The organism is Roseomonas gilardii, from assembly GCF_001941945.1.
Lineage (GTDB): Bacteria > Pseudomonadota > Alphaproteobacteria > Acetobacterales > Acetobacteraceae > Roseomonas.
Genome location: NZ_CP015583.1, coordinates 1,789,697 through 1,807,492, shown reverse-complemented (window position 1 = coordinate 1,807,492; position 17,796 = coordinate 1,789,697). Strand labels below are relative to the sequence as shown.

The 17,796-nt window shown below is 71.7% G+C and carries 17 protein-coding genes; 6 read left to right on the top strand and 11 right to left on the bottom strand.

What is annotated here, in order from left to right; all coding sequences use genetic code 11:
• Positions 1-7 precede the first annotated feature (7 nt).
• Genes RGI145_RS08150 through RGI145_RS08115 form a run of 9 tightly spaced genes read right to left on the bottom strand, consistent with a single transcriptional unit; the run spans position 8 to position 8,212 of the window.
• The gene (locus RGI145_RS08150) at positions 8-1,120 is read right to left on the bottom strand and encodes a toxic anion resistance protein (protein ID WP_075797956.1); all 1,113 of its coding nucleotides are present in this window, start codon (positions 1,118-1,120) and stop codon (positions 8-10) included.
• Positions 1,117-1,818: a hypothetical protein gene (locus RGI145_RS08145; protein ID WP_075797955.1), complete on the bottom strand. Its 702-nt coding sequence runs from the start codon at positions 1,816-1,818 to the stop codon at positions 1,117-1,119. Before RGI145_RS08145 ends, RGI145_RS08150 begins: the two co-directional genes overlap by 4 nt.
• Positions 1,819-1,831: 13 nt before the next feature.
• Positions 1,832-1,975 carry a hypothetical protein gene (locus RGI145_RS24980; RefSeq protein ID WP_155984495.1) on the bottom strand — a complete coding sequence of 48 codons (144 nt, stop codon included), beginning with the start codon at positions 1,973-1,975 and terminating at the stop codon, positions 1,832-1,834.
• A 55-nt stretch (positions 1,976-2,030) separates the two neighbouring features.
• Complete coding sequence (locus RGI145_RS08140; protein ID WP_075797954.1) at positions 2,031-2,933, bottom strand: ABC transporter permease; 903 nt, start codon at positions 2,931-2,933, stop codon at positions 2,031-2,033.
• Positions 2,930-3,877: an ABC transporter permease gene (locus RGI145_RS08135; RefSeq protein WP_075797953.1), complete on the bottom strand. Its 948-nt coding sequence runs from the start codon at positions 3,875-3,877 to the stop codon at positions 2,930-2,932. Before RGI145_RS08135 ends, RGI145_RS08140 begins: the two co-directional genes overlap by 4 nt.
• Positions 3,878-3,886: 9 nt before the next feature.
• Positions 3,887-5,428 carry an ABC transporter substrate-binding protein gene (locus tag RGI145_RS08130; RefSeq protein ID WP_075797952.1) on the bottom strand — a complete coding sequence of 514 codons (1,542 nt, stop codon included), beginning with the start codon at positions 5,426-5,428 and terminating at the stop codon, positions 3,887-3,889.
• Positions 5,425-6,486: an ABC transporter ATP-binding protein gene (locus RGI145_RS08125; RefSeq protein WP_075797951.1), complete on the bottom strand. Its 1,062-nt coding sequence runs from the start codon at positions 6,484-6,486 to the stop codon at positions 5,425-5,427. Before RGI145_RS08125 ends, RGI145_RS08130 begins: the two co-directional genes overlap by 4 nt.
• Positions 6,483-7,484, bottom strand: coding sequence for an ABC transporter ATP-binding protein (locus RGI145_RS08120; RefSeq protein ID WP_075797950.1), 1,002 nt, complete (start codon positions 7,482-7,484; stop codon positions 6,483-6,485). Before RGI145_RS08120 ends, RGI145_RS08125 begins: the two co-directional genes overlap by 4 nt.
• Positions 7,481-8,212 (bottom strand): DUF1028 domain-containing protein, encoded by a 732-nt coding sequence (locus RGI145_RS08115; RefSeq protein ID WP_075797949.1) that lies wholly within the window; start codon positions 8,210-8,212, stop codon positions 7,481-7,483. Before RGI145_RS08115 ends, RGI145_RS08120 begins: the two co-directional genes overlap by 4 nt.
• Positions 8,213-8,310: 98 nt before the next feature.
• Here RGI145_RS08115 and RGI145_RS08110 point away from each other — a divergent pair, with 98 nt between their 5' ends.
• Both RGI145_RS08110 and RGI145_RS08105 read left to right on the top strand, forming a co-directional pair.
• The gene (locus RGI145_RS08110) at positions 8,311-9,813 is read left to right on the top strand and encodes a YifB family Mg chelatase-like AAA ATPase (RefSeq protein ID WP_075799939.1); all 1,503 of its coding nucleotides are present in this window, start codon (positions 8,311-8,313) and stop codon (positions 9,811-9,813) included.
• Between the two features lie 117 nt (positions 9,814-9,930).
• Positions 9,931-10,263, top strand: coding sequence for a DHCW motif cupin fold protein (locus tag RGI145_RS08105; RefSeq protein WP_075797948.1), 333 nt, complete (start codon positions 9,931-9,933; stop codon positions 10,261-10,263).
• Between the two features lie 3 nt (positions 10,264-10,266).
• Here the strand turns inward: RGI145_RS08105 and RGI145_RS08100 are convergent, their stop codons facing one another.
• Positions 10,267-10,593: a YraN family protein gene (locus RGI145_RS08100; RefSeq protein ID WP_418314499.1), complete on the bottom strand. Its 327-nt coding sequence runs from the start codon at positions 10,591-10,593 to the stop codon at positions 10,267-10,269.
• A gap of 139 nt (positions 10,594-10,732) precedes the next feature.
• On the opposite strand from RGI145_RS08100, the gene ggt reads away from it, so the two are divergent.
• The 4 genes from ggt (at position 10,733) to RGI145_RS08080 (ending at position 16,183) form a co-directional block, all read left to right on the top strand.
• A complete protein-coding gene (gene ggt / locus RGI145_RS08095; protein ID WP_075797946.1) occupies positions 10,733-12,463 on the top strand; it encodes a gamma-glutamyltransferase in 1,731 nt (576 codons plus the stop codon).
• A 567-nt stretch (positions 12,464-13,030) separates the two neighbouring features.
• Positions 13,031-13,864, top strand: a complete 834-nt coding sequence (locus tag RGI145_RS08090; protein WP_075797945.1) for a substrate-binding domain-containing protein — start codon at positions 13,031-13,033, stop codon at positions 13,862-13,864.
• A gap of 115 nt (positions 13,865-13,979) precedes the next feature.
• Complete coding sequence (locus tag RGI145_RS08085; protein WP_075797944.1) at positions 13,980-15,560, top strand: ABC transporter substrate-binding protein; 1,581 nt, start codon at positions 13,980-13,982, stop codon at positions 15,558-15,560.
• Positions 15,561-15,703: 143 nt separating this feature from the next.
• Entirely contained in the window at positions 15,704-16,183 is a 480-nt protein-coding gene (locus RGI145_RS08080) for a CreA family protein (RefSeq protein WP_027280922.1), read from the top strand.
• Positions 16,184-16,271: 88 nt separating this feature from the next.
• On the opposite strand, the gene RGI145_RS08075 is transcribed toward RGI145_RS08080, so the two are convergent.
• Positions 16,272-17,363: an AI-2E family transporter gene (locus tag RGI145_RS08075; RefSeq protein WP_075799938.1), complete on the bottom strand. Its 1,092-nt coding sequence runs from the start codon at positions 17,361-17,363 to the stop codon at positions 16,272-16,274.
• Positions 17,364-17,796: the final 433 nt, after the last annotated feature.

The window sequence follows — 17,796 nt, the reverse complement described above, 5'->3', positions numbered from 1 at the left end:
GGCCCCCTCACCCGTGCCGCGGATTCCCCTGCGGCACGGCGTCGTCGGAAGATGGTGAACCACCGTTCCTGGGCGGCACCTTCGCGGCGATCAGCGCACGGCGGATCTCGGCCTCGGCCTTCTCCAGCTCGGCCGCCGCCGAGAGGCGCCGGTTGCGTCCCTCCTCGGCGATCCGCAGCGAATCCTCGATCGTGCCGATCAGCGCCGCATTCGCCTGCTTCAGCGAATCCATGTCCACCACGCCGCGCTCGATCTCGCCCCGCACCTGGGCATTGCCCTGGCGCAGCGCCTCGGCATTCGCAGTGAGGAGCTTGTTGGTCAGGTCGGTCGCCGCCTGGAGCGCCCCGCCAGCCTCCCGCATCCGCTGGATCGCCAGCGCCTGGGCGAGTTGCGCCCGCCAGAGCGGCACCGTGTTGGCGAGCACCGAATGGATCTTCGAGGCCAGCGCCTTGTCGTTTTCCTGGATCAGCCGGATACCCGGCAGGGCCTGCATCGCGATCTGCCGCGTCAGCCGCAGGTCGTGGATGCGCCGGTCCAGCTCGTCCCGCGCCGCGCGCAGGTCGCGGAGGCGCTGCGGCGCCAGTGGGTCCTTGGCGACCTCCGCCTCCCATTCGGCCTTCGGCACGGTCTCGGTATCCGTGCGGTGCAACACCTGCTCGCCAGCCTCGATATGCTCCGCGAGCGAGTGGAACCATTCCAGCGTGGCGCCATAGAGCCGCTCCAGCCGCTCCACATCCTCCATCAGCCGGGTGCGGTGGCCCTGCAGCAGGTCGCCCGCCGCCTCGACCTGTCCGCGCACGCTCTCATAGCGTTGCAGGATGCCGACCGTGCCGCTGCTCGCCCGCCCCATCAGACGGGACAGCAGCCCCGGCCTCTCCTCCCCGCCACCGGGATCGAAGCCGCGCAGATGCGACAGCAGGCCGGACAGCGCATCGCCCGCCTGCCCGGTCGCGTCGTTGCGGGAGGCGCCGAGCATGGCATCCGCCGCCACCGTGGCCTGCCGCTGCGCCTCCTGCCCAAAGCGAAGGATGGAGGAAGGATCGGCCAGGTCGATCTGGCGCGCCAGCTCCGCCGCCCGCGCCGGAACCGTGCGCTGCTGCGCCTCCGATGGATCGCTCATGCCACCCCCTCCTCCCGCAGCCTCTGCCGCAGCACGGTCAACTGCACGTCCAGCGCCTCGGTCTCGGAGGCACGCAGCCGATCCGCCGCCTGCGCCGCGGCCCGCTCCACGTCCGTCATGGCCGCCGTCAGCTCGCGCGGCGCGACGGCGCCGGCGGAAAGCCTTTGGGCGATGCGCTCCAGCCCGTCCAGCCCCAGCACCAGCAGGCCACGCGCCTGCCCCGCCAGGCTGGGCCGCAGCGCCATCTCGCGCAGCAGCCCGCGCAGCGCCAGGACCGCTCCGGCGAGGCGGGTATCAGTGCCTTCCAGCACGGCAAGGCGGCGGGCGAAGGGTTCCAGCCCGGCATCGCCCAGATAGGGCTCGGGTGGCTCCTCGCGCAGCCCCTCATAGGCGAGGCGCAGCCCATAGGCCGCCGCCAGCCCCAGCAGGACGGCCCCCACATTGCCCGTGCCGCCCGCCAGCGCCGCCGCGAAGCCGGTGCCCAGCCCCAGCGCGGCCATGGCCCGGCGCCGGTCGCCATGCTTCGCCCGGCGCAGCAGGGCCACGGTCACCCCGGTGCCCGCCAGCCCGGCGAGCAGGCCCAGGATGGTCCGCGACTGGCCGCTCGCCAGGGCCAGCAGCAGCGCCGGCAGCATGGGCAGCGCCATGACCGGCAGGGCGAGGCCACGCAGGGCCTTGCGATAGGTCTCGGGGAGCATCAGCGGGGCGCCGTCAGTGGAAGATGCGGATGATGGCCTGGACCAGGGTCAGCACCGACACAAGCCCCAGGCTGGCCAGCATCAGCGCCGCCCCGGCGATCCGGCGGGCGGGAACCTGGAAGGGCCTGACGGCCGGGAGTGGGCGGTTCGGGGTCATTTCAGCGGAAAAGATGCGGACCCCTGCCCCTGTCTTCAAGCGGTGACCGGCGCCTTCAACGCCGCTGCGCCCGCGGGTCCAGCGCGTCGCGCAGCCCGTCGCCCAGCAGGTTGAAGCTCAGCACCACCAGGAAGATCGCCAGCCCGGGATAGACCGCCATCCAGGGCGCCTGGCTCAGGAAGCGCTGCGCCGCGTTCAGCATGGAGCCCCAGGAGGGCGCCGGCGGCTGCTGCCCCAGGCCCAGGAAGGAGAGCGAGGCCTCGGCGATGATGGCCTCCGCGATGGCCAGCGTCGCCTGCACCAGCAGCGGCGGCACGATGTTCGGCAGCACATGCACCACCGCCGTGCGCCAGGGCGGGTTGCCCAGGGCGCGCGCCGCCTCCACCCATTCGGTGGCCTTCGCCTCCATCGCCATGCCGCGGGCCAGCCGCACGAAGATCGGCGCGGCGGAGATGGCGATGGCCAGCATCGCGTTCTCCAGCGCCGGGCCGAGAAAGGCTGCGAGCGCGATGGCCAGGATCAGGAAGGGCACCGAGAGCATCGCATCGGTGATGCGGGAGATCAGCGCATCGACCCAGCCGCCCGCGAGCCCGGCCAGCATCCCCAGCGGCACGCCCACCATCAGCGCCGCCGCCACGGAAAGCCCGCCCGCCATCAGCGAGGCCCGCGCGCCCCAGAGAACCCGGGAGAGCACGTCGCGCCCGTTCTCGTCCGTGCCGAACCAGTGCGCCAGCGAGGGCGGCTTGCGGATCAGCGACCAGGAGGTCGCGGCCGGGTCATAGGGCGCGACCAGCGGCGCCAGCAGGGCCGCCAGCACGAAGAGCACGATCACGGCGAGGCCGAAGACCGCCAGCCGGTGCCGCAGGAAGCGGCGCACCGCGCGCCGCCCCGGGCTGTCGCGGCGCGTGGCGGCGGGATTCGCGGCGGCGCCCGGGCGACGGACGGAAACCCCGCTCATGCCGCGCGCAGCCTGGGATTGATCAGCATGTAGAGCAGGTCCGAGAGCAGGGAGAGCAGCACGAAGATCACCGCCGTCACCACCACCACGCCCTGCACCACCGGGTAGTCGCGGTTGAAGACGGCATCCACGATCAGCTTGCCGAAGCCGGGGATGGTGAAGATCTGCTCGGTCAGCACCGCGCCGGCCAGTAGCTTGCCGAGCTCGATCGTGCCCAGCGTCACTACCGGGATCAGCGCGTTGCGCAGCGCGTGCTTGCCCACCACCACCCGTTCCGGCAGGCCCTTGGCGCGTGCGGTGCGGACATAGTCCTGCCCCAGCGCGCCGAGCATGGCGGCGCGGGTGTGGCGCATCAGCACGCCGGCGATGGAATTGCCCAGCACGAAGGCCGGCATGATCGTGGTGGCGAGCGACTGCCGCCAGTCCTCGGTCAGCGGCACGTAGCCGGAGGGCGGCAACCAGCCGAGCTGCACGCTGAAGAGCAGGATCATCATGATCCCCAGCCAGAAGTTCGGCGTGGAGATGCCCGCCAGGGCCAGCCCGTTGGCGATCCAGTCCGCCGGCCGGTCGCGCTTCACGGCGGAAAGCGCGCCGAGCGGCACGCCGATGGCGACCGCGATGACGAAGGCCATGGCGCCGAGCTGCAGCGTCACCGGCAGCTTCTGCAGGATCAGTTCCGTGACCGGCTGCCGGATGCGCCAGGAGAAGCCGAGATCGCCGTGCAGCAGGCGGAACAGCCAGGCGAGGTATTGCTCCCAGACCGGGCGGTCGAGCATCAGCTCCGCCCGGATCTGCGCCAGCACCTCGGGATCGCCCCGCTCCTCCCCCGCCATGATCAGGGCGGGGTCGCCGGGCATGAGCTGCTGCAGGCCGAAGACAAGGAGACTCAGGATCAGCAGCGTGGGGACGACCTGCCCCAGGCGCCGCAGCAGCCAGCCGAACATCGCGCGTCCTTACGAGAGGGTGAGGTCCTGCACGCGGATCAGCCCGTCCGGATGGGGCCTGAAGCCGCCGACACGACTGGTATGGGCGGCGATGTTCTTGATGTACCAGAGGTAGGAGCGCGCCTGGTCCTTGTCCACCGCCTGCTCCCAGAGCTGGCGGTACAGGTCCTTGCGCTTGCCCTCGTCCATCTCCTGCCGCTGCGCGTCGAGCAGCCGGTCGGTCTCCGCGTTGCTGTACCGGCCGTCGTTCTGCGGCCCGCGGCTGTGCAGGAAGGCCCAGGTGTTGCCGTCCGGATCGGGGCGACCCGACCAGCCGCTGAAATAGAGCTGGAATTCGCCCCGCACCGCGGCGGCGAGGCCGGAGGCGAATTCCACCGCCTTGATCTTCAGCTCGAAGCCCGCCTCGGAGACCATGGACTGCATCACCTCGGCCACCTGCCGCGCCTCGGGGTTGTTGGCGACCATGATCTCGACGCTGAGCGGGGCCTGCACGCCGGCTTCCTTCAGGAGCTGCTTCGCGCGGGCGACATCCCGCGCCGGCACCTTGCGCCCGGCGATGTGGTAGGGCGAGTTGGGGGCCACGGCCTGGGTGGCGGGAGTGAACATCCCCTCATAGACCACCTGGATGATGGCCTCGCGGTCCAGCGCGAGATCGAAGGCCTTGCGCACGCGGGCATCCTGGCCGATCGGCGTCCGGCCCTGCTCGCCATTGCCGATGTTGTAGGTGATGCCCCAGTAGCCGAGCCCGTCCGTGGCCGCGACCTTCAGGTTCCGGTTGCCCTGCACCTCCTTCACATCGGTCGGCGCGACGCTTTCCACGAGATCGAGCGTCCCGGAGCGCAGGTTGGCGACGCGCACCGTGCTGTCCACGATCACCTGATAGGTGATGCGATCGAGGTGGATGCGCTTCGCGTCCCAGTAGTCCGGGTTGCGTTCGACCACGATGCGGTCCTGCGCCACGCGCTCGACGAAGCGGAAGGGGCCGGTGCCCACGGGCTTCGTGCCGAAATCCTTGCCCGCCGCCTCGGCCGCCTTGGGCGAGACCACCATGCCGGCGCGGTCGGTGAGCTGCGACAGGAAGGCGGCGGAGGGTTCCTTCAGCCGGATGCGGACGGTCTTCGGGTCCACCACCTCGACACTCTCCATCGTGCCGATCTCGCCACGGCGGAAGGAGCCCTGCATGGTCAGGTGGCGCATCAGCGAATAGCGCACCGCCTCCGCATCCATCGCCGTGCCGTCGTGGAACTTCACCCCTTCACGCAGCGGGATGATCAGCGTCCGCGGGTCCTCCCAGCGATGGCCGGTGGCGAGCTGCGGCACGATCTCCAGCTTCTCGTCCACGTCGAAGAGCTTGTCGAAGAGGCTGGCGAAGACGACGCGCCCCATCAGGGAACGCGCGAGCGTCGGATCGAGGATGTCCGGGTCCTCGCGCAGGCCGAGGCGGAAGTGCTTCGCTCCCTGCGCGGCGGCGGGACGCGTGCCCGGCGAGGCGATGGCCAGGGCACCGAGGGCCAGCGGCGCGAGGCCGCGCCGGGTGATGACAGGATTCATGCGGCGTCTCCCGTGACGTCGGTGCGGTCGAAGAAGCGTTGCAGCCGGGCCTGCCGGTCGCCGCTGGCGCGGCGCTCGCGCAAGGGCGGGACCGGCGGCAGCCCGTTCTGGAAATGGCAGGCCGTGCGGCGGAGCGAGGCCTCGGTGGCCCCCTCCAGCGCCGGGTCCTCCAGCGCGCAGATCTCCTTGGCATGCGGGCAGCGCGTGTGCAGCCGGCAGCCGGAGGGCGGCGCGAGCGGGCTCGGCAGGTCGCCCGGCAGCGGCGCACCGCCGCCGGCACCGGGCACGGAGGCCAGCAGCGCCCGCGTGTAGGGATGGCGCGGATCGTCGAAGATCGCCTCGGCGGGGCCTTCCTCGACGATGCGGCCGAGATACATCACCGCCACCCGGTCCGCGACATGGCGCACCACGGCGAGGTCGTGGCTGATCAGCACGAAGCTCAGCCCGAGATCGCGGATCAGCTCCTGCAGCAGGTTCACCACCTGCGCCTGTACCGAGACATCGAGGGCGCTCACGGGCTCGTCACCCACGATCAGCTTCGGCCCGCTGGCCAGCGCCCGCGCGATGGCGATGCGCTGGCGCTGCCCGCCGGAGAATTCGTGCGGCCAGCGATCGGCATGCTCGGGGCGCAGCCCGACGCGGGCGAGCAGCTCCTCCACCCGCGCGCGGCGCTGCTCCTTCGGCACGACCGGGTGGATGCGCAGCGGCTCCTCCACCGCCTGCCCCACCGTCATGCGCGGGTCGAGGCTGGCATAGGGGTCCTGGAAGATCATCTGCATCCAGCGCCGCTGCTGCCGCAGGCGCCGCCGGCCCATCCGCGTCAACTCCTCCCCGCCGAAGCGGACGATGCCTGCATCGGGCTGTTCCAACCCCAGCATCAGCCGCCCCAGCGTGGACTTGCCGCAGCCGCTCTCGCCCACCACGGCCAGCACCTCACCCGCCGCCACGGAGAGCGAGACGCCGTCCACCGCATGCACCGCGCCGCGCCGCTGCCCCAGCGCGCCGCGCACGGGGAAGTGGCGCACCACGCGGTCGAGTTCGAGCAGGGTCTCGGTCATGCGGCGTCCAGGAACTGGTCCAGCGGGGTGCGGTGGCAGGCGGCGCGATGCCCGCCGCCGAGATCGAGGAGCGGCGGCGTCACGTCGCAGGCGGCGATGCGGAAGGGGCAGCGCGGCGCGAAGCGGCAGCCGGGGGGCGGCACCATCAGGTCGGGCACCGTGCCCTCCACCGTCGCCAGCCGGCCGCCGCGCGGCCCGTCCAGCCGCGGCGCGGCGCCGAGGAGGCCGACCGTATAGGGATGCTGCGGCGTGCCCAGCACCTTCGCCGCCGGCCCCTGCTCGGCGATGCGGCCGGCATACATCACCACCACCTCGTCGGCATGGTCGGCCACCACGCCCAGATCGTGCGTCACCAGCAGCACCGCCGTCCCGGTGGCGGCGCGCATCTCGTCCAGCAGGGCCAGGATCTGCGCCTGCACCGTGACATCGAGCGCCGTGGTCGGCTCGTCGGCGATCAGCAGGCGCGGCTGGCAGGCGAGCGCCATGGCGATCATCACCCGCTGCCGCATCCCACCCGAGAGCTGGTGCGGGTACTGCGCCGCGCGCCGCGCCGCGTCGGGGATGCGCACCGCGTGCAGCGCACGCACCGCCATCGCCGCCGCCTCGCGCCGCCCCATGCCGCGATGCTGGCGCAGCGCCTCGGCCACCTGGTCGCCCACCGTGAAGGCGGGGTTCAGGCTGGTCATCGGCTCCTGGAAGATCATCGCCATGGCGCCGCCGCGCAGGCGCCGCTTCTCCTCCGCCGGCAGATCGGCGATCTCGCGCCCCTCCAGCCGGATCGTGCCGTTCAGACGCGCGGTCTCCGGCAGCAGGCCCATCACCGCCAGCGAGGTGACGGACTTGCCGCAGCCGCTTTCCCCCACCAGCGCCACGGTGCGTCCCGCCGGCACGGAGAAGGAGATGCCGTCCAGCACGCCCAGCGGGCCGCGCTCGGTGGCGAAGCTGAGGGAAAGGCCGATGACCTCCAGGACCGGGAAGACCGGCGGAGCCGCGCTCACGCGCCCTGCGCCTTCGCAATGGCCGCGTTCAGCACCGCCCGGTCGAAGACGCCGGGATGGTCGCGCCCGCTCTCGTCCCGCCCGGCCATGAAGCGCCGGAAATGCGCGAAATGCTCGCCGGAGACGGCGTACAGGCGCCGCAGCTCGGCCAGCGGGTCGGGATGGTCGTCCACACGGATGTCCAGGTCGGGATAGGGATCGCGGCCAGCCACGAGCAGCGCCGCGGACTGCCGCCCGCGCTTGTCGCCGCCTTCCGCCTGTCCGGCCTCCAGCGCCAGCAGCAGCCGTTCCGCCATGGGCCGGCCGGCACTGGCCAGGAAGGCGTCGCGCGTCGCCTCCACGACGCGCGGGCCGGCCAGCATGTTGCCGGCGACCGAGACATCCGGCCCCGCCACATGCCCCGCCCAGTCCACGCAGCCGCTTCCGGTATGCCGGGCGGCTGCGCCATCGGCCGCGCCCGGGACCGCCGACAGGATGTGCAACTGCCTCGCCTCGCGTCCTGGATCGACCGCGATCACGGCTGCCAGCACCTCCCCGGCGCCGCCTCCGGCCCGCAGCCCGTCCAGGGCCTGCTCGCGCAGCATGGGATTCACCAGCGCCTGGCTGGCGACCGCGCCGACGCGCCCCTCCACCCGCAGGCAGAGCGCGCCGACAGCGAAGAATTTGGTGGCCACCGCCGCGCCGAGTTCGCCGGTCTCGGGGTCGCGGGCCAGGATGCTCCAGGTCATGCCGTCAGGTTTGCACGCGCCATGCCAGGAAGGGCAAGACGCCACCATGCGCGGCGGACGGGTTGAGGAGCGAATAATGTCATTCTAGCATGGATTGCATGACCATGGCCCGCGTCGTGACCTTCGCTTTCAACGGCATCGACGCCATTCCCGTGGAGGTCCAGGTCCAGATCGCCGCTGGATTACCCGCCTTCAATCTCGTCGGCATGCCGAACAAGGCCGTGGCCGAGAGCCGGGAGCGGGTGCGGGCCGTGCTGGCGGCGCTGGGCCTGGCGCTGCCGCCCCGCCGCGTGCTGGTGAACCTCGCCCCGGCCGACCTGCTCAAGGAGGGCACGCATTTCGACCTGCCCATCGCCCTCGCCCTGCTGGCGGCGATGGAGGTGGTGCCGGCCGACGAGCTCCAGGGCTTCGCGGCGCTCGGCGAACTGGCGCTGGACGGCGCCCTCACCCCGATTCCGGGCATCCTTCCGGCCGCGCTGGCGGCGGCACAGGCGGAGCTGGGCCTGATCTGCCCGGCCCCGCAGGGGCCGGAAGCCGCCTGGGTCTCCTCCGCCGAGATCGTCGCCGCGCCGGACCTGCACCGGCTGATCGCGCATTTCACCGGCCGGCAGTTGCTGCCCGCGCCGAAGCCACCCCTGCCCGTCCCGTCTCCCGCCGGCGCCTCGGCCCCTTGCCTGTCCGAGGTGCGGGGCCAGGAAAGCGCCAAGCGGGCGCTGGAGATCGCGGCGACCGGATTCCACAACCTGCTCTTCGTCGGGCCGCCGGGGGCCGGGAAATCCATGCTCGCCGCGCGCCTGCCGGGCCTGCTGCCGGATCTCTCGGCGCAGGAGGCGCTGGAAGTCAGCCTGATCCGCTCCGTGGCCGGGCTTCTGGAAGGCGGCCGGCTCAGCCTGCGCCCGCCCTATCGCGACCCGCACCACTCCGCCTCCCAGGCGGCGCTGACCGGCGGCGGGCCGCGCGGACGGCCGGGCGAGATCAGCCTCGCCCATCGCGGCGTGCTCTTCCTGGACGAGTTGCCGGAATTCCCGCGCCCGGCGCTGGAGGCGCTGCGCCAGCCGCTGGAAAGCGGCACCGTCTCCATCAGCCGCGCCAATGCCCATGTCTCCTACCCCGCCCGGGTGCAGCTCGTGGCGGCGATGAACCCCTGCCGCTGTGGCTATCTGGGCGAGGGCGGGCGCGAATGCGGCCGGGCGCCCCGTTGCGGCGAGGATTATCGCGGCAAGCTGTCCGGCCCCGTGCTGGACCGGCTGGACATGACCATCGCCCTGCAGCCGATCCCGGCCGGGGAACTGGCCCGCGCCCCGGCCGGGGAGCCCAGCACCGTGGTCGCCGGCCGGGTGGCTCAGGCGCGCGCGATGCAGGCCGAACGCTGGGAGCGGAACGGGCCGCGCACCAATGCGGAAGCCAGCCTGGACCACCTCAAGCCCGGCCTCTCCGCCGAGGCGCTGGTCCTGGCCGAACGGGCGGTGGAGCGGCTGCGGCTGTCCAACCGGGGCTTCATCCGGATGCTTCGCGTGGCGCGCAGCGTCGCCGACCTCGCCGGCTCCGTGGCGATCGGCCGGACCCATGTGGCGGAGGCGCTGGCCTACCGCGCCCGCTGAGGCGGCGGGGGCGTTGCGTCCGGTCGGCCGGGCGCGCAGAACCGGGCGGTCCTTCCGGCATCCCGCCGTGGCGTCCTTCCCGGACGGGACACCAGCGACCGATACGGAGCCCTGGCCTTGAAGCTGCCCGAACTTCCCTTCACCGCCGTCCACTGGGATGCGCTGCCGGCCACCGAGCACAAGGGCGAGGCCGGCACCGCTCTGTGGCGCACGATGAACAATGGCGACGTGCGTATGCGGGTGGTGGAGTACTCGCCCGGCTATGTGGCGGACCACTGGTGCGACCGGGGGCACATCATCTACGTGCTGGAAGGCACGCTGAAGAGCGAGCTGAAGGATGGCCGCAGCGTCCTTCTCACCGCCGGGCATGGCTACACCGTGTCGGATTTCGGGGATTCGCCGCACCGGTCCTCCACCGAGACGGGCGCGAAGCTGTTCATCGTGGACTGAGACTCAGTCCCCCATCCGGAAGGCATCGGCGATGCGCCGCATCCGGCCCGCGCCATCCACCAGGATGACGTCGAAGCGGATGCCCGCGCCGCCATGGCCGGGATGAAGGGCGAGCCAGGCTTCCGCCGCGGCCAGGAGCCGCGCGCGCTGCCGCGGCCCCAGGGCCAGCGCGGCACCGGCGAGGTCTGGCCTGGCCTTCACCTCGACGAAGGCGAGCAGCCCCTCGCGCTCCGCGATCAGGTCGATCTCCCCCGCCGGCGTGCGCGCCCGCATGGCCAGCACCGTCCAGCCCCCGGCGCGCAGGGCCTCCGCCGCCAGGGCCTCGGCCACGCGGCCCCTGCTCTCGGCCCGCCTCCGCCCTGCCTTCGGATCGGCGCAATCCTGGCGCAATCCGCCTGCGGTCCCATCTGGTGTCCCGTTTGGGTCGCATCCGTCCTGGTCCCGGACACAGATTGTCGGAGTCCGCCTCATGCGTCGCCTTGTCCTCTGCCTCGCCCTTCTCGTCACTCTGCCGGCGGCGGCACAGGATAGCCTGAACGCGCCTCGTCCGCAGGCCAGCCTGGCGAGGAAGCACATCGTGGCGGCGGCCCACCCGCTGGCGGCGGAGGCCGGCCTGGCCATGCTGCGCCAGGGCGGCAGCGCGGTGGATGCGGCGGTTGCGGTGCAGGCCATGCTCAGCCTGGTCGAGCCTCAGTCCTCGGGCATCGGCGGCGGCGCGCTGATGCTGTACCGGAACGCGGCCGATGGAAGGATCACCGCCTGGGACGGGCGCGAGACCGCCCCCGCCGCCGCGCAGCCGGGGCTCTTCCTGCGCGACGGCCAGCCGATGCCCTTCTACGACGCCGTGCTGTCCGGCCGCAGCGTCGGCGTGCCGGGCGCTATCGCCATGCTGGAGGCTGCGCACAGGGAAGGCGGGCGGCTGCCCTGGGCGAAGCTCTTCGAGCCCGCGATCAAGGCGGCGCGGGACGGCTTCCGCGTGTCCGCCCGGCTGGCCGGGGCGATCGCCGACGATGCGGAGCGGCTGCGGCGCAACCCCTCGACCCGGGGCTATTTCTTCTCGCCCGCGCCATTGGCCAACGATCCCGTGCCGCTGCCGGAAGGCACCGTGCTGCGCAATCCCGCCCTGGCCGACACGCTGCAGGCCATCGCCGAGGGCGGCGCGGCGGCGCTGCTGCGCGGCCCCATCGCCTCCGACATCGCCGCGGCCGTGCGCAACCATGGCGAGGGCGGGCTGATGACCACGGACGACCTCGCCGGCTATGAGCCGAAGCGGCGGCAGCCCGTCTGCGGCCCCTACCGCCTCTACATCGTCTGCGGCTTCCCGCCGCCTTCCTCCGGCGGCGTGGCGGTGGCGCAGATCCTGGGCGTGCTGGAGCATTTCGACCTCCCCTCCCTCGATCCGCGCGGCGCCGAGGCGGCACATCTCGTCGCCGAGGCCGGGCGCCTCGCCTTCGCCGACCGCAACCAGTATCTGGGCGATAGCGACTTCCTGTCCGTGCCGCTGCGCGGGTTGCTGGACCCGGCCTATCTGACCCTGCGCGCGCAGGCGGTGGCGCCGGGGCGCGCCATGGCCCAGCCCGCGCCCGGCAATCCGAGCTGGCGCGACCCGAACGAGGTGCCGCTCGCCCCCATGCCGCCGCAGCCGGAGCACGGCACCAGCCAGGTCATCGTGGTGGACGATGCGGGGAATGCCCTGGCCATGACCACCACGGTGGAGGATGCCTTCGGCGCGCGGCTGATGGTGCGCGGCTTCATCCTGAACAACGAGCTGACCGACTTCTCCTTCCGGCCGGAGGTGGATGGCCGGCCGGTGGCGAACCGCGTCCAGGGCGGCAAGCGCCCGCGCTCCTCCATGTCCCCCACCCTGGTCTTCGACCGGCAGGGCCGGCTGGTTGCTGCCGTGGGCTCCGCCGGCGGGGCGCGGATCATCGGCTATGTCGCCCAGGCCCTGCTGGGCATGCTGGACTGGCGGCTCGACCCGCAGGCGGCGCTGGCCCTGCCGCATGTCGGCACGCTGGGCGGCGCGGTGGAGCTGGAAGGCGGCACCGCCGCCGCGGGCCTCGCCCCGGCGCTCCAGGCGATGGGCCATACGGTGGATATCCGCGCCATGAACTCGGGCACCCAGGCGATCCGCGTGACGCCGGAGGGCATGACCGGCGGGGCCGATCCGCGGCGGGAGGGCGTGGCGCTCGGGGACTGATACGAATGGCGGGATGCGGGGTCCTTTGAACGCGCTACGCTTCGGCGCTGTCCGCCTTCCGCCTCCATGGGCCGGGGCCTTCCATCTGTGGCGGCTCACACTTTAGGGTTTTAGTATTTTAGGTTTTTAGTCCTTTATCCGCCCCGGTGAATGCGGGCCTCGTTCTGCGTTGCGAACGGGTAGCGTGCCGGGACGCTCATCCCAAGGGGCGGTGGCGCAGGACGGGTAGTTGATTATATTCCTATATCCTGGGTGGACCTTGGGATGCAAGGCACATTGAAGGGGTGTGCGGCATTCTGACGAGGGAGGATTCCAGGGCGAGAGGGGGAGCCTTTCCTCCGGGGACGGGCAGGAATCCCAGCCTGTCGCCTCCTGTCCGGCTTTCGCCGTGGTGGAGGTTTCATGACATCCATGCCCCGGGTGTCCCGCTCCGGCCATGGCACAGGCCCGTGCCGGGCGCTCCCCGGCATGCGGCGGGAGTGCTTTTCCTGTTTCCGAACGCCCCGGCACCCCGGACCGGCATGACCGCCCATCCGGGGCCGTCCGGGACGAAAAGGGAGAAAGCGCATGTCCGTCCCGAATCTTTCGCGCCGTGGTGTCCTGGCCCTGGCCGGTGGCTCGCTCGCATTCCTGGGCGCCCGCCCTGCCCTGGCGCGCGGCGCCACGCTGCATGTGGTCAGCTCCGGCGGTTTCGCCGCCGCCTATCGCGCGCTGGCGCCGGGCTTCGAGAAGCACAGCGGCGACCATCTCGTGATCGGCTGGGGTCCCTCGATGGGAGAGACGCATGACGCCGTGCCGGCACGGCTGAAGCGTGGCGAGCCGCTCGATGTGCTGATCATGGTCGGCTACGCGCTCGACCAGTTGGCCAGGGAGGGCAAGGTGATCCCCGGCAGCCGGGTCGATCTCGCCCGGTCGGGCATCGGCATGGCGGTGAAGGCCGGGGCGCCGCATCCCGCGACCGGCAGCGTGGAGGCGTTGAAGCAGGCCCTGCTGGACGCGAAGTCCATCGCCTATTCCGACAGTGCCAGCGGCGTGTACATCCAGAACGAGATGTTCGCGAAGCTGGGCATCGCGGATGCGATGAAGGGCAAGGCGCGCATGATCCCGGCCACCCCTGTCGGCGAGATCGTGGCGCGCGGCGAGGCCGAGTTCGGCTTCCAGCAGCTCAGCGAGCTGAAGCCCATCGCCGGGATCGACATCCTGGGGCCGCTGCCGCCCGAGCTGCAGAAGATGACGGTCTTCTCCGCCGGAGTGGTGCGGGCTTCGAGGCAACGCGGGGAGGCGGAGGCGCTGATCGCCTATCTCGCCTCGCCGGCCGCCGCCGGCGCCATCCGCGACAGCGGTATGGAACCCCTGGGGGAACCCCTAGGGGAACCCATGCGCCAGCGCGATCGGCGCTGATCGCGCCGGAGCCTCTCGCCCACTGGCACGGCGCGTGCTGACATGCGGCGGATCGGGCGCGCCGCCCCGGGGAGACCGGGGCGGCGGCTGCCATTCTGCCAGCGGAGATGCCGCCATGACCTCACGCCGCGGGGCCCTTGCCCTGACCCTGCGCCTCGCCGCCGCCAGCCTGACCGGCGCGGCCACGCTCGCCTCCGCTGCCCAGGCCGACACGACCCTGCGTGTGGTGCTGATCAACGACCTCACCAGCCTCGACCCTGTCTTCTCCCAGGCGGCGGTGGTGCGGAACCACGGCTTCTTCGTCTATGACCAGCTCTTCGCCCTGGACAGCAAGGGCGTGCCGAAGCCGCAGATGGTGGATCGCTACACCGTCTCCGACGACCGCCTGACCTGGCGCTTCACCCTGCGCGACGGCCTGGCCTTCCATGACGGGCAGCCGGTGCGGGCGGGTGATGCGGTGGCCTCGATCAAGCGCTGGGCACAGCGCGACGTGGTGGGCAAGGCGATGGCCGCCGCCACCGCCTCGCTGGATGCCGTGGACGAGAAGAGCTTCGAGCTGAAGCTCGCCCGGCCCTTCGCCCTGGTGTTGGAGGCGCTGGCCCGCCCCACCGGCTCGGCCCTCTTCGTGATGCCGGAACGCATCGCCCAGACCCCGGCGAACACCCAGATCACCGATGCCACCGGCTCCGGCCCCTTCATCCTCCGCAAGGAGGAATGGCGCGTTGGCGACCGCACCGTCTATGTCCGCAACCCCGCCTACAAGCCGCGCCCGGAGCCGGCGGACGGGCTGGCCGGGGGCAAGGAGCCCAAGGTCGACCGCATCGAATGGCTGGCCATGCCCGATGCCGCCGTCGCCGCCAATGCGCTGAGCAATGGCGAGATCGACTTCATCGAGCAGCCGCCGCCTGACCTGATCCCGCAGCTGGAGCGCAACCGGCAGCTCACCGTGAAGCCGATCAACCCGGTCGGCTACATGGTCTGGCTGCGTCCCAATCACGCGCAGCCGCCCTTCGACAATGAGCGTGCGCGCCAGGCCCTGCTTTATGCGGTCAGCCAGAAGGATGTGCTGGACGGCATGGGCATCCGCCCCGCCGAGCAGGTGCCCTACTGCCCCGCCTATTTCATGTGCGGCACGCCGCTGGAAACCGCCGCCGGGGCGCGCGGGCTGAAGGAGCTGGACCTGCCGCGGGCCCGGGAATACCTGCGGCAGGGCGGCTATGACGGCTCCCCGGTGGTCTTCCTGAACTCCACGGAGCAGCCGCTGAACAACGCGGCGACGCTGGTGATGGCGGAAGCCTTCAAGCAGGCGGGGATGAACGTGGACCTGCCCTCCATGGACTGGGGCACGCTCGGCCAGCGCCGCAACAAGAGGGAGGGCTGGAACCTCTTCGTCACCGTCGCCAATGCCTTCGATGCGGGCGATCCGCTGTCCAACTTCTACCTCGCCAGTCCCTGCGATGGCGGCCTGTCCGGCTGGCCCTGCGACAAGGAGCTGGAGACGCTGCGCCATGAGTGGTGGAGCGAGAACGACCCCGCGAAGCGCCGCGCGCTGCTCGACCGGGTGCAGGCGCGTGCCTATGAGACGGTGCCCTATGTGAATGCCGGGCAGTTCCGCACCAATGCCGCCTGGCGCGCCAGCCTGACCGGCATCCGGCCCACCACGGTCCCGGTCTTCTGGGGCGTCGAGAAGCACTGAGATCCGCGCGGCGCGCCGGCGGTCTCCGCCACGGCGCGCCGTGCAACCGGGCCGGCCCCCGGCCGTTGGGCAGCACCCTCTGGTGCCGGGGCTTCCGTCCCGGCATTCACGTCGGAGGTCTGCCCGGAACCGGAGCCCCGCCCATGAGCCGTCCCCACCGCATCGCCCTCGCCGCCCTGCTCGGCACCTGCCTCGCTTTGCCTGCCTCGGCCGACGAGACCAAGCAGATCGGCTATGTGAACACCGCCGTCACCAATCTCGGCCTCACCCGCTCCCACCGCGTGGTGGTGGAACGCTTCAACGACCCGGATGTGTCCGGCGTGGCCTGCTACATCAGCCAGGCGCGCACGGGCGGCGTGTCCGGCATGGTCGGGCTGGCGGAGGACCCGGCGCGCTTCGGCCTGAACTGCGTCGCGACCGGGCCGGTGCAGGTGACCGACCAGGCCAGGCGCGGCGACCGTGGCGAGAAGGTCTTCGAGAGCAACACCAGCCTGTTCTTCAAGGAGACGCGGGTGCACCGCTTCATCGACGAGGAACAGGGCGTGGTCGTCTATCTCGCCTGGTCCACCAAGCTGGTGGACGGCTCGCCCTACAACGTGGTTGCCGCCGTTCCCTTCCGCTGAGGCAGCCGGCGCGGATTCACGCCTCCGGGCTACGCCCTACGGCGATCCGCGGGCCTTGCAGAGCGGATTCACGCCTCCGGGCTACGCCCTACGGCGATCCGCTCTGGTCCACCCCTGCCACTGGCTGGCCGAGCCATTCCTTCAGGATGGTGAAGCCCACGGCCAGCAGCACGGGGCCCAGGAAGAGCCCCAGCAGGCCGAAGGCGAAGGCGCCGCCCAGTGCCCCGAGCAGGGTCAGCAACAGCGGCAGGTCGGCGCCACGTGCGATGAGCCAGGGGCGGATGAAATTGTCCACCGAGGAGATCCCGCCCGCGCCATAGAGCAGCATGCCGAGGCCGGCCCAGAGGCGCCCCTCGGCGAAGAGCCAGATCGCCGCCGGGATCCACACGACCGGCGCGCCGACCGGCAGGATCGAGATGCAGCCGGCCACGACGCCGAGCAGCACCGGCTGTGGCACGCCCAGGATCCAGAGGCCGAAGCCGGTCATCACCCCCTGCACCACCGCCGTGCCCAGCAGCCCGTAGACCACGCCCTGGGTCACGTTCCCGGCCAGGAGGACCAGGTGCCGCCCGCGCTCGCCGGCGATCCGCTGCGCCATGCGCTGCACCGCATCCGCCAGCGTCGCGCCGTCCCGGAAGAAGAAGAAGGCCAGCAGGATCGCGATCAGCAGCTCCGCCAGCCCGGACAGGATGCCCAGCACGCCGGAGAGCAGGAGCTGCGCGACGCCGCCGATATAGGGCTGCAGCGTCTGGAACAGTCCCGAAAGGTCCATGCCCAGGCGCTCCACGTAGCTTTGCAGCCAAGGGCCCAGCACGGGGATGGAGCCGACCAGGCCGGACAGGCTGGGCAGGCCGCCATCCGTGACCCGGCGCACCATCTGGCGCAGGTTCTCCACATCCGCCCCGCTGGTGGGCGCGGCGAAGAGCAGCGGCAGGCCCAGCACCAGGAACATCGCGCAGACCATGGCGGCCGCGGCGAGGTTGGCGGAAAGCCCCAGCCTTTCCCGCAGCAGCCGGTAGGCGGGCCAAGTTGAGTAGCTCAGGATCGCCGCCCAGAGCAGCGCGGACAGGAAGGGGCGGACCACCAGCAGGCAGCCGACCAGCAGCGCCAGCAGGGCGAGGGCGCCGATCATCTGGGCCGGCCGGAAGGATTCGTCCGGCGTCTCCGGGGTTCGTGCCATGTTCTCGGCGTCCAAGGATTTCGGGTGCGGGTCGTGTCCCGGGACGGGGTCCCGCCGTGGCGCCCGGCCCGGATACGGGCCGGACCGGTCCGTCCGCGCGCTTCCGCTCTAGGCCGGATCGGCCCGGAGGGAAATACGATGGAAAATACGAAGGGAAAGGCGCGCGCCTCGTGCCGGGGCCATTGGCCGGGAACCCGGGGCCATCCACGGCGCCCGAGGACAGGACCGCCTGTCGAATCGGGTGCGCCGGAGAGGGGCGGATGCCGTGGAAGCTGGCATCCCGCGGGTTTCGGGGGTTGGCGGTTTCGACGCGGCCACGGCAGTTCGCCTGCCTAGGGCACGTCCATTAAAGATGGTGGGAAGAAGCAGAAAGACGATTTGCACGCCGTGGCCCAAGGCGATGATCGTTGCGACGCATCAAAAAATGTAGATT

What these genes read in the sequence shown, in the direction of transcription:
- RGI145_RS08115 (WP_075797949.1), bottom strand. Translation starts at nt 8,212, where the DNA reads ATGACCTGGAGCATCCTGGCCCGCGACCCCGAGACCGGCGAACTCGGC.
- RGI145_RS08140 (WP_075797954.1), bottom strand. Translation starts at nt 2,933, where the DNA reads ATGAGCGGGGTTTCCGTCCGTCGCCCGGGCGCCGCCGCGAATCCCGCC.
- RGI145_RS08150 (WP_075797956.1), bottom strand. Translation starts at nt 1,120, where the DNA reads ATGAGCGATCCATCGGAGGCGCAGCAGCGCACGGTTCCGGCGCGGGCG.
- RGI145_RS08080 (WP_027280922.1), top strand. Translation starts at nt 15,704, where the DNA reads ATGAGCCGTCCCCACCGCATCGCCCTCGCCGCCCTGCTCGGCACCTGC.
- RGI145_RS24980 (WP_155984495.1), bottom strand. Translation starts at nt 1,975, where the DNA reads ATGACCCCGAACCGCCCACTCCCGGCCGTCAGGCCCTTCCAGGTTCCC.
- RGI145_RS08110 (WP_075799939.1), top strand. Translation starts at nt 8,311, where the DNA reads ATGACCATGGCCCGCGTCGTGACCTTCGCTTTCAACGGCATCGACGCC.
- RGI145_RS08075 (WP_075799938.1), bottom strand. Translation starts at nt 17,363, where the DNA reads ATGGCACGAACCCCGGAGACGCCGGACGAATCCTTCCGGCCGGCCCAG.
- RGI145_RS08090 (WP_075797945.1), top strand. Translation starts at nt 13,031, where the DNA reads ATGTCCGTCCCGAATCTTTCGCGCCGTGGTGTCCTGGCCCTGGCCGGT.
- RGI145_RS08085 (WP_075797944.1), top strand. Translation starts at nt 13,980, where the DNA reads ATGACCTCACGCCGCGGGGCCCTTGCCCTGACCCTGCGCCTCGCCGCC.
- RGI145_RS08125 (WP_075797951.1), bottom strand. Translation starts at nt 6,486, where the DNA reads ATGACCGAGACCCTGCTCGAACTCGACCGCGTGGTGCGCCACTTCCCC.
- RGI145_RS08135 (WP_075797953.1), bottom strand. Translation starts at nt 3,877, where the DNA reads ATGTTCGGCTGGCTGCTGCGGCGCCTGGGGCAGGTCGTCCCCACGCTG.
- RGI145_RS08130 (WP_075797952.1), bottom strand. Translation starts at nt 5,428, where the DNA reads ATGAATCCTGTCATCACCCGGCGCGGCCTCGCGCCGCTGGCCCTCGGT.
- RGI145_RS08145 (WP_075797955.1), bottom strand. Translation starts at nt 1,818, where the DNA reads ATGCTCCCCGAGACCTATCGCAAGGCCCTGCGTGGCCTCGCCCTGCCG.
- ggt (WP_075797946.1), top strand. Translation starts at nt 10,733, where the DNA reads ATGCGTCGCCTTGTCCTCTGCCTCGCCCTTCTCGTCACTCTGCCGGCG.